The 13,719-nt window shown below is 34.9% G+C and carries 15 protein-coding genes; 8 read left to right on the top strand and 7 right to left on the bottom strand.

Translation table 11 applies throughout. The features are described 5' to 3' along the window. Position 1: 1 nt before the first annotated feature. The gene (locus QZ136_RS01075) at positions 2 to 748 is read right to left on the bottom strand and encodes a lysophospholipid acyltransferase family protein (protein WP_291399474.1); all 747 of its coding nucleotides are present in this window, start codon (positions 746 to 748) and stop codon (positions 2 to 4) included. A 98-nt stretch (positions 749 to 846) separates the two neighbouring features. Between QZ136_RS01075 and trpS the strand changes: the two genes are divergently transcribed. The 7 genes from trpS (at position 847) to cysM (ending at position 6,806) form a co-directional block, all read left to right on the top strand. Beyond that, the gene (trpS, locus tag QZ136_RS01080; RefSeq protein ID WP_291399475.1) at positions 847 to 1,842 is read left to right on the top strand and encodes a tryptophan--tRNA ligase; all 996 of its coding nucleotides are present in this window, start codon (positions 847 to 849) and stop codon (positions 1,840 to 1,842) included. A gap of 71 nt (positions 1,843 to 1,913) precedes the next feature. Next, positions 1,914 to 2,528 (top strand): deoxynucleoside kinase, encoded by a 615-nt coding sequence (locus QZ136_RS01085; protein WP_291399476.1) that lies wholly within the window; start codon positions 1,914 to 1,916, stop codon positions 2,526 to 2,528. A gap of 21 nt (positions 2,529 to 2,549) precedes the next feature. Beyond that, positions 2,550 to 3,287: a 3-deoxy-manno-octulosonate cytidylyltransferase gene (gene kdsB, locus QZ136_RS01090; protein ID WP_291399477.1), complete on the top strand. Its 738-nt coding sequence runs from the start codon at positions 2,550 to 2,552 to the stop codon at positions 3,285 to 3,287. Between the two features lie 70 nt (positions 3,288 to 3,357). After that, positions 3,358 to 4,449 carry a serine hydrolase domain-containing protein gene (locus QZ136_RS01095; RefSeq protein WP_291399478.1) on the top strand — a complete coding sequence of 364 codons (1,092 nt, stop codon included), beginning with the start codon at positions 3,358 to 3,360 and terminating at the stop codon, positions 4,447 to 4,449. 2 nt (positions 4,450 to 4,451) lie between these two features. Then, the gene (locus QZ136_RS01100) at positions 4,452 to 5,021 is read left to right on the top strand and encodes a pentapeptide repeat-containing protein (RefSeq protein WP_291399479.1); all 570 of its coding nucleotides are present in this window, start codon (positions 4,452 to 4,454) and stop codon (positions 5,019 to 5,021) included. A 100-nt stretch (positions 5,022 to 5,121) separates the two neighbouring features. Beyond that, positions 5,122 to 5,934, top strand: coding sequence for a serine acetyltransferase (locus tag QZ136_RS01105; protein WP_291399480.1), 813 nt, complete (start codon positions 5,122 to 5,124; stop codon positions 5,932 to 5,934). Next, on the top strand, positions 5,934 to 6,806 hold the full coding sequence (cysM, locus tag QZ136_RS01110; RefSeq protein ID WP_291399481.1) for a cysteine synthase CysM: 873 nt from the start codon (positions 5,934 to 5,936) through the stop codon (positions 6,804 to 6,806). Before QZ136_RS01105 ends, cysM begins: the two co-directional genes overlap by 1 nt. 1 nt (position 6,807) lies before the next feature. Here cysM and QZ136_RS01115 read toward each other — a convergent pair whose 3' ends face one another. The 5 genes from QZ136_RS01115 to QZ136_RS01135 form a co-directional block, all read right to left on the bottom strand. Next, positions 6,808 to 7,836, bottom strand: a complete 1,029-nt coding sequence (locus tag QZ136_RS01115) for a glycosyltransferase family protein (protein ID WP_291399482.1) — start codon at positions 7,834 to 7,836, stop codon at positions 6,808 to 6,810. A 170-nt stretch (positions 7,837 to 8,006) separates the two neighbouring features. After that, on the bottom strand, positions 8,007 to 8,315 hold the full coding sequence (locus tag QZ136_RS01120) for a hypothetical protein (protein ID WP_291399483.1): 309 nt from the start codon (positions 8,313 to 8,315) through the stop codon (positions 8,007 to 8,009). A gap of 153 nt (positions 8,316 to 8,468) precedes the next feature. After that, entirely contained in the window at positions 8,469 to 9,842 is a 1,374-nt protein-coding gene (locus tag QZ136_RS01125; protein ID WP_291399484.1) for an exonuclease domain-containing protein, read from the bottom strand. A gap of 67 nt (positions 9,843 to 9,909) precedes the next feature. Continuing rightward, positions 9,910 to 10,119, bottom strand: coding sequence for a DUF3820 family protein (locus QZ136_RS01130; protein ID WP_291399485.1), 210 nt, complete (start codon positions 10,117 to 10,119; stop codon positions 9,910 to 9,912). Between the two features lie 3 nt (positions 10,120 to 10,122). Further along, positions 10,123 to 11,298 (bottom strand): MFS transporter, encoded by a 1,176-nt coding sequence (locus tag QZ136_RS01135; protein ID WP_291399486.1) that lies wholly within the window; start codon positions 11,296 to 11,298, stop codon positions 10,123 to 10,125. A 140-nt stretch (positions 11,299 to 11,438) separates the two neighbouring features. On the opposite strand from QZ136_RS01135, the gene QZ136_RS01140 reads away from it, so the two are divergent. Then, positions 11,439 to 12,725, top strand: a complete 1,287-nt coding sequence (locus QZ136_RS01140) for a peptidoglycan DD-metalloendopeptidase family protein (protein WP_291399487.1) — start codon at positions 11,439 to 11,441, stop codon at positions 12,723 to 12,725. Positions 12,726 to 12,835: 110 nt separating this feature from the next. On the opposite strand, the gene QZ136_RS01145 is transcribed toward QZ136_RS01140, so the two are convergent. Next, entirely contained in the window at positions 12,836 to 13,717 is an 882-nt protein-coding gene (locus QZ136_RS01145; RefSeq protein WP_291399488.1) for an ethanolamine ammonia-lyase reactivating factor EutA, read from the bottom strand. Positions 13,718 to 13,719 lie beyond the last annotated feature (2 nt).

A 13,719-nucleotide genomic window follows, 5' to 3' on the forward strand; every position in this document is an offset into this window, starting at 1 on the left:
TTTATTGAATCTTCTTCTGATAAGAGTCTAGTTGATTATAAATAATATCATAAACCTTATTTTTCAGCTCATCAGCATCGTCAGTAGTTAAACTTGCCGTATCGATGGGCGCATGAACACAAATATCGCAAATTCCGGGACGAGTACCGTATCGTTTACCATCATCCCACATTAAATTCCAATTATTGCAAATAGTAACTGGTAAAATTTGGACGCCCTGCTCAATAGCTAGTCTGAAGGGACCGTTTTTAAATGGCTGCAAAACTGGCGGATAATGCTCACTAATCATCCCCTCAGGGAAAATTACCACAGTTTTACCATCTTTTAGCTTCTCTTCAGCCTTTTTAAATGCCCTAAAGGCAGATATTTTACTCTCTCGATTTACTGGAATATCGATAGTACGAAAGTAAATTCCAGTTACGAAGTTATCGAGTAATTCTTCTTTACCAAAGAACACATAATTACGTTTTGCTAAAAGAATGATAGCCGTAATATCCAAATTAGAGGTATGATTGGCACAAATAATGTATGTTTTCGACCAATCAAGCTTTTTCTCGTAGGTGAAACGAAATAAAAAACCAGAAAAAAGAGAGCTTAAATAACTAAATATCCATCGCATCCTATTCATGGCATGAAATTTTACAGGATGACGAGAAAAGTAATAAATTACAGGATAGAGGCTCGTAAAAAATAGGCCAAGCCAAACCTGAAAATAATAAAGATGGACGCTCTTAAAAAGTCTTTTCATCGTGTCAAAAATACGAAATTCTGTCAAGCTTTTTAATTATAGCTTCAATAGTATAACAATGAGATTCTGTTACAGAAAAAATCCTTACTTTCGCGGATATGGAAACTGTTGTAAGTGGTATTCGCAGTACCGGTAAACTGCATTTAGGGAATTTCTATGGCGCTGTAAAAAACTTTGTACAGATGCAAAATGAGTTTAACTGCTATTTTTTTATAGCAGATTTTCATTCATTAACCACACACCCTACCCCTGAAGATCTACATGGTAATGTGAAGCAAGTATTAATTGAATATCTTGCTGCTGGAATTGACCCTGAAAAAGCAACTATTTATGTCCAGTCGGATGTGCCTGAAATAGCTGAATTATACCTTTATCTTAATATGAATGCCTACCTAGGAGAACTAGAAAGAAGTACTTCATTTAAGGATAAAGTTCGTGCGCATCCTGATAATGTAAATGCTGGATTATTAACCTATCCAGTATTGATGGCTGCTGATATCTTAATCCACAAGGCTACAAAAGTGCCAGTGGGTAAAGACCAAGAGCAACATTTAGAAATGGCTAGAACTTTTGGAAACAGATTTAACAGACTTTATAATAACGAATACTTCCCTGAACCATTTGCATTTAATTTCACCGAGAAATTAGTTAAAGTGCCAGGTTTGGATGGAAAAGGTAAAATGGGAAAATCAGAGGGTGAAGGCAATGCTGTTTACCTTTCGGATGAGCCAGAAATTATCCGTAAAAAGGTAATGAGAGCGGTTAGTGATAGCGGTCCAACAGAAGAAAACCAAGCAAAACCAGAATCTATTCAAAACCTTTTTGATTTGATGAAGATTGTATCACCGTCGAGTACTTATGAGCACTTCGATAATCTTTACAATAAATGTGAGATTAGATACGGCGATTTCAAGAAACAATTGGCAGAAGATATGATTATTGCTACAGCGCCTATGCGCGAACGCATTAATGAAATTTCAAAAGATGAGACATATTTAAGGCAGGTAGCCCGTTTCGGAGCAATTAAAGCCCGTGAAAGTGCCTCAAAAACAATTAGAGAAGTTCGTGAAATTATTGGATTTAAAAACTTTTAACTCGTTTGATCATAACAATTTTTAATTAAAACATTAATAGCTTTTAAAAGCTAAACATTTAAGGAAACATCATGCACATTGCCATAGTTGGAAATATCGGGGCTGGGAAAACTACCCTTACAGAATTGCTTTCGAAGCATCTGGGTTATGAAGCACAGTTTGAAGCTGTTGACAATAACCCTTATCTTGAAGATTTTTATAGCGATATGAAAAGATGGAGCTTCAATTTGCAGATTTACTTCTTAAATAGCCGTTTTCAGCAGATTTTAGAACTTCAAAATACTGATAGAAAAATAATCCAAGATAGAACCATCTATGAGGATGCTTATATTTTTGCGGAAAACCTACACGATATGGGTTTAATGTCCTCTAGGGATTATGAAAATTATTGTTCAATTTTTGAGAACATCACCTCATTTATCAAACCACCCGATTTATTGATTTATTTGAAAGCTTCAGTCCCAACTTTAGTAAATAATATTCAAAGACGTGGTAGAGAGTATGAGGCTGGAATTCGTATTGATTACCTTTCTAAGCTTAATGAAAAGTATAAAAAATGGATCGATTCTTATACAAAAGGCAAATTATTGGTTTTAGATAAGGATAAACTTGATTTTGCTAATAAACCAGAGGATTTAGGTTTTGTAATTAATAGCATTGAAAGAGAAATCAACGGATTATTTTAATAGCAATTAATTCTTTGGCAAATGAAGACCCTCGGAATTATTCCAGCACGATTTCAATCTAGCCGCTTTCCTGGCAAACCATTAATTGATATTGCCGGAAAAAGCATGATTCAACGTGTATACGAGCAATGCCAAAAATCCACTAAACTTGATAAAGTGATTGTCGCTACTGATGATCAGCGAATCATGGAACATTTGCAAAGCTTTGGCGCTGAGGGAATTATGACCAATTCAAATCATATTAGCGGAACAGATCGATGCGGTGAAGTTGCGTCAAAATATCCAGAATTTGATATTCTAGTTAATATTCAAGGTGATGAGCCTATGATTGATCCCTCTCAAATAGATCTTCTTTGCTCCTGCTTCGATAAATCAGAAACTCAAATAGCTACTCTAGTTAAGATAATCGGTTCAGATGAAGAACTTTTTAATGAAAACACTCCAAAAGTGATTCTTAACAATAAACAAGAAGCCCTTTATTTTAGTCGACAAACAATCCCCTTCCTAAGAGGGAAACAAAGCAATTCTTGGCTTAAAGAACATACTTTTTATAAGCATATTGGGATTTATGGTTTTAGAAATAAAAGTCTCTCTGAAATCATTAAACTGCCCCAATCGAGCTTAGAATTAGCCGAAAGTCTGGAACAATTACGCTGGATTGAAAACGGCTATTCTATTCAATGTGCGATTACCGATAAAGAAAGTCAGGCAATTGACACCCCCGCCGATTTAGAAAAATTATTAAATATTCTTAATTAATTTTTTAACCTTTTTTGTAAAATAAGATTCGTTTATATTTCATAAATTGGATTTATAAATTTTACGGAAAATGAAATATATTTTTGTTGTTTTTTGTCTTTTGATAGTTCAAAAATCTGCTGCGCAAGTAGAAAAACGCCTCGACTCGCTATTAAAAAGTAGTGTTGGACGTAATGAACCTGGAATAGCCCTTTACATTGAAAATAATGGTCGTGTAATTTATAATAAAGGCTTCGGGATAGTAGAAGATGAAAGTCTGAAGCAACTCAAGCCCAATACAAATTTCAGATTAGCTTCCGTATCAAAGCAATTCACTGCAATGTGTATTTTATTGCTTGAACAGGACAAAAAGCTATCAATAGACGATCCAATAAGTCGATATTTCCCTGAATTACCCAAGTCAGTTTCAGATAAAATTTCTATTCGTCAATTAATTACACATAACTCAGGAATTATTGATTATGAAGAAGTTATGGATAATTCAATCCTTAAACCATTATTGGATATTGATGTTCTAAACATCCTAAGTAAACAAGAAAAAACTTATTTCAAGCCTGGGACTGAGTTCAGGTATAGTAATTCGGCTTATGCCCTACTGGCATTAATTGTTGAGCGAGTTTCGGGGCAATCATTTCCGGAATTCATGAAGGAGAGAATATTTAAACCCTTGAAAATGAAAAATTCAATGGTTTATGAGGCCATTGCGCAAATCCCGAATCGATCTTTTGGCTTTGCAAGAGATAAAAACGAAAATATTTACCCAAACGATCAAAGTTTAACTAGCGCGATACAAGGAGATGGTGGTGTTTATACCTCATTAAATGAGTATAAAAAATGGACTCATGCATTATGGGATAATACATTAATAGATCTTCCAATTGTCTTAAAACGCTTAAATTCGCCAATTAAAGAGCTCACAAATAGTTATTATGGTCCCGGATGGTTTTACTTCGAAAATGCCAATCCGGCCTTATTTCATTCGGGAAGCACCTGTGGCTTCAGTACCTATTCTATCAATATCCCAAGTCAGAAAATATCAATTGTTTATTTCTCAAATATTGCAGGAAATTCAGAGCCATTTAAAAAAATATTGGAAATACTTAAGTCGGAAGGTATTGAAAACCCCGCAGATGTATTTACTTTGCATCAATTAACACGATAGTTATGGAGTTTATTGAAGATAAAATATTTGAAGGTATAAAGTTTCAAGAGGAGCCTCTAGCCAAGGCTGAATATGAAAATTGTGTCTTTAAACATTGTGATTTTTCAAGTGCCAATTTATTTGAATTTAAATTTAGTGATTGCGAATTTATTGGATCTAATTTAAGTTTGGCAAATATCAGTAAAACTGCATTTAGAGATATTAAATTTAAAGAATGTAAGTTGTTGGGACTACATTTTGAGCATTGTAATGAATTCGGATTAGCCTTTTCATTTGAAAACTGTCAGCTAGATCATTCAATATTTTACAAGACAAAAATCAAAAAAACAAATTTTAAAGATTCACAATTAAAGGAGGTTGATTTTACGGAATGTGATTTAACAGAGTCTGTATTTGAGAATTGCGATTTGAACAATGCTAATTTTGACCAAACGATACTCGAAAAAGTGGACTTAAGATCTGCTTATAATTATTCCATCGATCCAGAGAACAATCGAATTAAAAAGGCTAAATTTTCAATTCAGGGTATCTCCGGACTCCTCAACAAATACGACATTAAGATTGAAAATTAATTTTTCAAATGCAGAGAAATGAATGTTTTGACAAAGCAAAAACAATCTTTTCACTAAATTTACATTGTTTCTGAAGAACAAGATCTTGGGAATAGATAGGATGAAGGACGAATTTTTAAGGCATATATTCAAAAAGCAACAAGAAGCAAATTCGGTACCATCAAACGAAGAAATTTCGAATTGGGCTTTAGAACTAATTCAATTGCTCTATCCAGAAAAATCGAAGCGTACTTTACATTCCATTGACGAGCTCAAAACCGAATTCAAGAAGCTTGAAGTTGAACTTTGTAAGATCATGGAATCCACAAAAGCATGTTTACATTGTAATCATGCCCAATTGTCTAAAGATTTTTTTGAGACATTACCAGAAATATACCGACTCTTGAATACCGATATCAAGGCCATTTTCGATGGCGATCCGGCAGCAAAGAGTGAATTTGAAGTCGTGAGAGCCTACCCAGGCTTTTATGCCATCTCATTTTATCGCCTGGCACATGCGCTATATAAATTAGGGATCCCTTTATTGCCACGAATTTTCACAGAATATGCCCATTCAAAAACGGGTATCGACATACATCCAGCAGCGGAGATTGATGAGTATTTTCACATTGATCATGGAACAGGAATTGTAATTGGCGAGACCTGCAAAATTGGAAAACATGTAAAAATGTACCAGGGAGTAACTTTAGGAGCCTTGAGTGTCCATAAAAGTATGGCAGATACTAAAAGGCATCCCACCATTGGCGACCGTGTAGTTGTTTACTCGGGAGCGACGATTCTTGGTGGAGAAACAGTTATTGGAAATGACAGTACCATTGGAGGAAATGTATGGCTCACCAAAAGCGTTCCTGCAGGCTCCTTTGTTTATAATATCGCTGAAGTAAGAATATCATCCACAAAAGAGAAATCATAATGGCAGGAATCATTGATTTAGTAGGAAATACCCCTCTGGTGGAGTTGCAGCGCTTAAACCCCAACCCGAACGTAAAAATTTATGCCAAATTAGAAGGCAATAATCCAGGAGGAAGTGTTAAAGACAGAGCAGCGCTAAATATGATAAGAAGTGCCATTGAGCGGGGTGATATTAGCAAAAAAACAAAGCTTATCGAAGCAACCAGTGGTAATACAGGAATCGCTTTAGCGATGATTTCAAGCTTGTATGGCATTGAAATAGAATTAGTTATGCCATCTAATTCAACAAGAGAGCGTACCTTAACCATGGAAGCTTTTGGTGCGAAAGTAACCTTACTTGATGGAATTGAACTTTGCAGAGATTATGCTGAAGAAAAAGCTGCGAGTGGTAAAAGCTATCAACTCAATCAATTTGCTAATCCAGATAATTTCATGGCACATTATAAAACTACGGGACCAGAAATCTGGCGAGATACAGAGCAAAAAATAACGCATTTTGTGAGTTCTATGGGGACCACAGGCACTATTATGGGATGTTCAAGATTTCTAAAAGAAAAGAATCCCAACATACAAATTATTGGATGCCAGCCAACTGAGGATTCATCTATTCCCGGGATACGCCGTTGGCCAGAGGCATATTTACCAAAAATATTTGAACCTAGCCGCGTAGACCGCATCATGGATATTTCTCAAACTGAGGCCACTGTTATGAGCCGTAAATTGGCGAAAGAAGAAGGAATATTTGCAGGAATGAGTAGTGGTGGTGGGGCTTCCGCAGCTATCAGATTAGCTTCAGAATTGGAGGAAGGAGTGATTGTATTTATTGCTTGCGATCGAGGAGATCGATATTTGAGTAGTGATCTTTTTGGATAATTTAATGATTGCCATATTTCTTAAAATCTACAATTTTAGGCGAATGACAGTGTTTATTGATGATTTGATTTATAATTTCATGCGTCATATCTGGATAATTAACCTCAGTAATTTTTGATGAATGTATCCAAGCATTGATAATCATATCATTTTTATCATGCAGATTTTTAATAACAGGAACACCCATTTCTTTTAATGCAGCAGCGTTTAATTGCTGCTCATATTGATTTTTCATGGGAATAACCAAGAGCTTCTTTTTCATAAATAAAGCCTCGGCAGGAGTTTCAAAGCCAGCCCCACATAGCACCCCCTCTGATGAAGCCATGCTACTTACAAACATCTCATTATGAATGGGTTGTACGGTAATATTTTTATGGGTAAATGCTTTCCGATTATGTTTTGAAAACACATCCCATCTTACATTTTTAAATTGACTTAACTTTGCAATCAATCGCTTATCATCGTAGGCAGGAAGATAAACCGTATAATGTCCTTTATTTTCAATCTTTTGATTTCTAACCTGAGCTCTAATTACCGGAGTGAAAATATGATTTTCATAAGATTTAAAGTGAAAACCATATTGTGCAGTATTAGGTGCATAATTTTTGAGAATTAACTTACCTAACATATCAGTATGTTCTGCTTTGGGAGCCTCCTCAGCTAAAACTGCAGCTTGATGACTCAATCCGATGCAAGGAATATTCTTCATGTAGCAAGCCCATGATGATACCGGTTCAAAATCATTGATAACCAAGTCATAGTTCTCCACTGGTAAAGCATTGATTTCTTTAACTAGCTTACGAATATTAGATTTCACGAAGGTTTTCCAGAGATCAACACCTCCAGCCTTCCCGAAAATAAAACTGAGTCCGCGTAATTTATACTTCAAATGGAAAGGCAAACTAAGATCACCCTGGGTGCCACTCACAAGAATATCGACATTTCCATGTTGCTTAAGACAAGGAATTATATCCATTGCCCTACTTAAATGTCCATTTCCTGTGCCTTGAATGGCATAAAGTATATTCATTAATTAGGAGATAATCTGCTGCTAAATTGCTAAAAATCTATGAGACCTCATCGCAAAAAGAAAAATTAAGATTTCCTATTATTAAATATAAATTACAAAAATTAATTTTATTTTAAAAATTATAATGAAAATAACAAAAAACCTCCGTAAAGGTTTTTTGTTATAAAATTTTATAAAAGCAAAATTAAGACCAAAAGAATAATGATTATCGCACCAACAGAAAGATAAACACCTCCATTAGTAACCTTTAATTCCTTTTTCATTTCAATTAATTCGTTGCGTAGGTTTTTTCGTTCTTTCGAATTTAATTGAGATCTATCGATATTTTTAATTTCTTCAATTCTCTTTGTAATTACCTCAATACGGGCTTTTTGAGTCTCTGTCAGTACGGGTTTATTATTTTTCTCCTTTGCAATTACACTTGAGAACGACAAAAGGAAAATTAATGTGGTAGCGATTAAATACTGTTTCTTTTTCATGATGATTTTAAGGTTAAATGAATAATAAATACGAATGTGGGCCATTCCAATAATGAATAAACAATTATTGAGCCATTAATAGAAAAGGCTTTTTTGCGAAGAATTGAGGGCTTAACAAGGAAAACTGTCTTGAAATCAGGAATAAATCTAATATTAATCCAAAATTGCTCTAGTTTTAAATGGGAATTGTATGGAATGATTAAAGATTAGATTCCGTATATAATCATTTGATGGATAGGGAGTTAAATTCTTTTTAAGATTTGATATATCCTGATCAATTTCATCCGCTGAGACATATCCCATTCCATAAAAATGACCATTTTCTACTAAAATACAGCTTTTCTCTGCTAGATTACGACCATCATCAACAAGTAAAAAACCCGGTAAACTTGCTTTAAGATTATGTATAGCATCAAGTACACGTTGATTATAGCATTCTGGACTTTCAATTTGCTGGCATGCTTGTTTACATATTTGTTCATTTATAGATATACAGGGTTCAGCATTTTTTTGAACAAAGCATAATTTGGGACAAAGATTAAACTCACCTATTAAATTTTTAATCATTGTATGTCCTTCGAGCACCCGATTAAAGGTATAAAAAGGCTTAGAAAACTTATTACGTTTATCAACGGCCATGCGTAAATATCCATTTTGATCTTCATATAGGTATAAACCATAAGTATGTTCAAACCTTTTTAAAGAACGGTTATAAGCCGGCCATAGACGCTTAATTTCAACAGCCTCCAAAATAAAAGCCATTAATTCTGTACCACATTCTTGAAAACTTATATGATGAACATCCCTCAAAAACTCTTGTTTTTGTTTACCTGGTTTATTATTCGCAAAATGACTTGAAACACGCTTTTTAATATTTTTTGCCTTGCCAACATAAATCACTTTTGATTTACTATTGTGGAAATAATAAATTCCAGAAACAGATGGCAATTTATCCATATCCTCTCTAGGTAAATGTGGAGGAAGAGACTGTTCCTTAGAACGAGGATTTAATGTTTTGTTGATATGTCCTTCTTGATCATTTTCTAGTAACATAGAAAATAGCACTGCCGTAGCTTCCGCATCTCCCATAGCTCTATGTCTGGCTAAAATATCAATTCCAAGTGAGGAACAAAGTTTACCAAGGCTGTATGAAGGTAATCCTGGTAGAATTTTGCGACTTAATCTGACAGTACATAGTTTCTTTGTTTGTAAATTATAGCCAGACTTTGCTAGATGATAGTGAAGAAAGGAAAAATCGAAATTGACATTATGTGCGACAAATATTTTATCATGTAGAAGCTCATAAATCTCTTTTGCATAATGATCAAAGGTAGCTGCAGTACTAACCATTTCATTACTAATCCCTGTGAGCGATTGAATATAAATTGGTATGGGAATTTTGGGATTAATGAGGGTCTGGAATTTATCAACTATTTCCCTCCCATTATGAATTACTATTGCGATTTCGGTAATCCCATTCGCACTGGCATGGCTTCCTGTTGTTTCAATATCAACTATCGCGTACATTTTATTGTTTTAGCTCAAATGTATTTATTTTTACTAATATTTTTAGTAAAAAAGTAAAATTAAAGAATTATTTCTTTAAAGGTTTTAGAAGATATTCCAGCCCGTTTAATTTGATCTCATACATTGTTGCCAATAAGGTACCTAATTTGCCAGCAGGAAAGCCATTAGAATGATACCAAACCAGATAAAACTCAGGCAAATCACAGATCAATCGTCCTTTATATTTACCAAAAGGCATCCTCATAGTAACCAGCTCTAACAAAATTTCAGGATTCATTTATCAAATTGATTTTGAAGATGGCCTATAAATAAACTGAAGATAAATCAATGCAAGCATAGTAAATGAGCCTATTACATAAAAAGTAAGTGGAATCATGGCTACATCGCTTACAAACAAAGCACCCGCAACAAAGGCTCCTAGTCCAATGCCAGCCTCAAGGGCGATATACATGGTGGCGATTGCTTTTCCTCTAAAATCAGGGTGACTAAGATCAACGATCCATGCGGTAATTGCCGGAGATAACATTCCTGTGGCGATGCCATAAACTGCCGAAGCCAACATGAGTGCTAAAGGAGAGTTAGCTCTTGCAATTAAAACCATGGCAATCACTAGTAAAAACAAAGATGATTTGATGATTTTAACTCTCCCAATTCGATCTGATAGTTTTCCAGATAAAAAGCGTATCAACAGTGATGAAACAGTAAAAACCATAAAGAATAGTCCCTTATTGGCTACTCCCAAATGACTTCCCCAATCAGAAATAACAGTAAGTATTGCACCATAGCTTAAATAGGAAAGAAAAGTAATTAAAGCGCCTGGCAATACCCTTAATTCAATTAATTCACTACGATTTAACTTAAACATAGAAAAATTGAAAGGCTCTTTCTTTTTGAGAGTTTCTTTCATATTCATTAGGATTATGATGGATAAAAGTGCAATAAAAGAGGAGCAATAAAACATGGCATTAATTGAAAACTGCTCTGTTAATTCACTACCAATAGCGGGACCAATAGCTAAACCAGTACTAAAACAGAGTCCGTGGATACCCATAGCCTCTCCCCACCTATTTGCGGGTATAATATCAGCAACATAGGCGGCGGTTGCTGTAGGCTTAAATCCTGTAGAGAAACCATGAAACAATCTCAACCATAAAAAACCGGCAACAGTAGTAAGAAGAGGATATAAAAAACCACAAATTACACAGACTAAAGATCCTACAGCCATAACTGGCACTCTTCCAATTTTATCAGTTAATTTTCCGCTAAATGGTCTTGCAATTCCTGCAGTAATGGTAAAGAGTCCGATGATATAGCCTTTATACTCCGCCCCACCCATGCTACTAAGGTAGGCGGGCAGTTCTGGAATAAGCATATTAAAACTTGCTGAGAACAAAAAAGAGCTCAAACAAAGCAGTGCAAATTGTAAATTATAGATAGGGTGTTTAGGAGTTGGCATAAATCAGGTTGAAGCAAATTAAGCAAAATTTTATGGATATTTTTTGAAATAATCAGATCGGTAACAAAATTCAATTAAATAAAAAATAATGGCTTTATTTCGGGGATTCTTGATAGTTTTGCGACGAGAAATCACGATTTATGCGCCCGCTTAAACTAATTACCTTTTTAGTACTATTTTTAACTTTAGGTTCAGCATTCGGGCAGAGTAGTTCGGCTTTAAAGAAACGTAAAGACCTTATTAATAAGGAAATTGAGCAGCTAAAAAGAAGCCGAAGCAAAATCGACAAAAGTAAAAAGCTTTCACTAAATCAGATCAACTTATTAAATACCCAAATTAGGTTAAGAGAAGAAAAGATCCGTACCATCAATACGGAGATTAAAATGCTGGATACCAAAATTATCAGCAATACCACTGAGGTAAAAAGTTTGCAGTCGAATTTAGAGAAACTGAAGGCTGAATATGCCAAAATGGTCGTTTTCGCTTTCAAAAACAAGGGTGCTTATCATAAATTAATGTTTCTTTTTGCAGCTAAAGATTTTAACCAGGCCTACATGCGTCTAAAATATATTCAGCAATCGGGGCAGTTTAGAAAAAAGAAGGCAAATGAAATCCAGAATACTCAAACTAATTTAAAGAAAGAAATTTCGGTATTAGACCTAAATAAGAAGGAGAAAAGCGATTTATTGATGGATCAAATTTCTGAAAAACAGGACTTAGGAAAAGATAAAGTCCAGCAATCAAAAATTCTAAATTCCTTAACCAAGCAGGATAAAAATCTTCAGCAGCAATTATCAAAGAAACAAAAGGAAGCTGCCGCACTAAATAGCGCCATTCAGGCGGCCATTCGCAAAGAAATTTTAGCTGAGCAGAAAAAAGCTGCTGAACGTGAAAGACTTGCCGCAGAGGCAAAGGCAAAAGCCAATAAAACGAAAGAACCTGTAACTGCAATAAATGAAAGTGCAAAGAAAACTAGCATTGAAGCCAAAGGCTCCTCTATTTTAGCTTCAAGTCCCGCAGACGCAAAACTATCTTCCTCATTTTTAGGAAGCAGAGGCCGTTTACAAAAGCCGGCAAAAGGAATTGTAACTCAAGGTTTCGGTCAACAGAAATATAATAATGTTACTGTATTTAACCCAGGAATAACTATCAAAACAGAGCCTGGGGCAACAGTTTCGGCAGTTTATGGGGGCAAAGTAAGTAAGGTAATTTTCTTAGTCAATTCTTATACGGTAATCATCCGTCATGGGGAGTATTTTTCTATCTATTCGAAGCTGAAAAACGTGAGTGTAAGTGCAGGTCAGGAAGTACAAGCACGACAAAGCCTTGGATCAGTTGCAACCGATCAATCAGACGGTGTAACAGAAATGCAATTTCAAATCTGGAAAGGTGGAACTCCAGTAAATCCATCCGGCTGGATTCTGTAAGCTTATTTCAGAATTAAAGAATAGTCCTAATAAGAATATCGCAAAATCAAAGAATTCCGATTTTACTAGGAAAATTGATAAAATTTTAGTATATTATTTGAAGGGTTCAACTATTTCCCAGAATTTTCTTCAATAAGAAGTTGAATTATTCCATCGACTAAACCCACTCTCGGGACAAATATCTGCTTCACACCGCCCCATTTCATCACGCTAAGGTAAATCTCTGATGCTGGAATAATTACATCAGCTCGATCATGATTGAGACCCAAGACATTAATTCTATCCTTCAAAGAAAATGAATTAAGATAATCATAAAGGGCTTTCAATTTGGCGAATGAGAGTGCTGAACCATCCTTTTGATCAGACATTTTAAATAATTTATTAATATTACCCCCTGTACCGATTCCTGACAAGTTTTTATGATTTTGCGCCTGACTTTTCACCCATTCTTTCATCTCTGCCCAAGTCTCATCCTTATCTTGATTATCTAGAATACGTATTCCGCCAAGGTTAAATGAACGTGAAGCAATCATTTCGCCTTTACTAAAAACAGAAAGCTCAGTACTACCACCACCAACATCAATGTATAAGTAATTTTTCTTTTGGTCTAGGCTCTCTTCAATATGACTTGCATAAATAATTTTGGCCTCTCTTTGTCCTTCTACAATTTCTAAATCAATGCCTGCATCTTTCTTAATCATTGCCACAATTTCTGCTCCATTTGTAGCTTCACGCATGGCAGAAGTGGCACAAGCCATATATTCAGACACTTTATAAACATCAATTAAATTACGAAAAGCTACCATCGTTTTTAAAAGATCTTCAATCTTCTTCGCTGAAATATTCTTGTCGAGGAATGCATCATCACCAAGCCTTAAAGGAACACGAATAAGCGTATTCTTTTTGAAGCTAATAGTTGCTTCATTCTGCTTAATATCAGCTATTAATAACCTGACAGCATTCGATCCTATATCAATAGCGGCGTATCTCAATG

The sequence above is a fragment of the Daejeonella sp. genome, assembly GCF_017495225.1.
Lineage (GTDB): Bacteria > Bacteroidota > Bacteroidia > Sphingobacteriales > Sphingobacteriaceae > Daejeonella.

Excerpts from the sequence above, each read along its gene's own strand:
- QZ136_RS01120 (WP_291399483.1), bottom strand. The coding sequence starts at position 8,315 with ATGAAAAAGAAACAGTATTTAATCGCTACCACATTAATTTTCCTTTTG.
- trpS (WP_291399475.1), top strand. The coding sequence starts at position 847 with ATGGAAACTGTTGTAAGTGGTATTCGCAGTACCGGTAAACTGCATTTA.
- QZ136_RS01095 (WP_291399478.1), top strand. The coding sequence starts at position 3,358 with ATGAAATATATTTTTGTTGTTTTTTGTCTTTTGATAGTTCAAAAATCT.
- QZ136_RS01075 (WP_291399474.1), bottom strand. The coding sequence starts at position 748 with ATGAAAAGACTTTTTAAGAGCGTCCATCTTTATTATTTTCAGGTTTGG.
- QZ136_RS01085 (WP_291399476.1), top strand. The coding sequence starts at position 1,914 with ATGCACATTGCCATAGTTGGAAATATCGGGGCTGGGAAAACTACCCTT.
- QZ136_RS01140 (WP_291399487.1), top strand. The coding sequence starts at position 11,439 with ATGCGCCCGCTTAAACTAATTACCTTTTTAGTACTATTTTTAACTTTA.
- kdsB (WP_291399477.1), top strand. The coding sequence starts at position 2,550 with ATGAAGACCCTCGGAATTATTCCAGCACGATTTCAATCTAGCCGCTTT.
- cysM (WP_291399481.1), top strand. The coding sequence starts at position 5,934 with ATGGCAGGAATCATTGATTTAGTAGGAAATACCCCTCTGGTGGAGTTG.
- QZ136_RS01100 (WP_291399479.1), top strand. The coding sequence starts at position 4,452 with ATGGAGTTTATTGAAGATAAAATATTTGAAGGTATAAAGTTTCAAGAG.
- QZ136_RS01130 (WP_291399485.1), bottom strand. The coding sequence starts at position 10,119 with ATGAATCCTGAAATTTTGTTAGAGCTGGTTACTATGAGGATGCCTTTT.
- QZ136_RS01125 (WP_291399484.1), bottom strand. The coding sequence starts at position 9,842 with ATGTACGCGATAGTTGATATTGAAACAACAGGAAGCCATGCCAGTGCG.
- QZ136_RS01105 (WP_291399480.1), top strand. The coding sequence starts at position 5,122 with ATGAAGGACGAATTTTTAAGGCATATATTCAAAAAGCAACAAGAAGCA.
- QZ136_RS01135 (WP_291399486.1), bottom strand. The coding sequence starts at position 11,298 with ATGCCAACTCCTAAACACCCTATCTATAATTTACAATTTGCACTGCTT.
- QZ136_RS01115 (WP_291399482.1), bottom strand. The coding sequence starts at position 7,836 with ATGAATATACTTTATGCCATTCAAGGCACAGGAAATGGACATTTAAGT.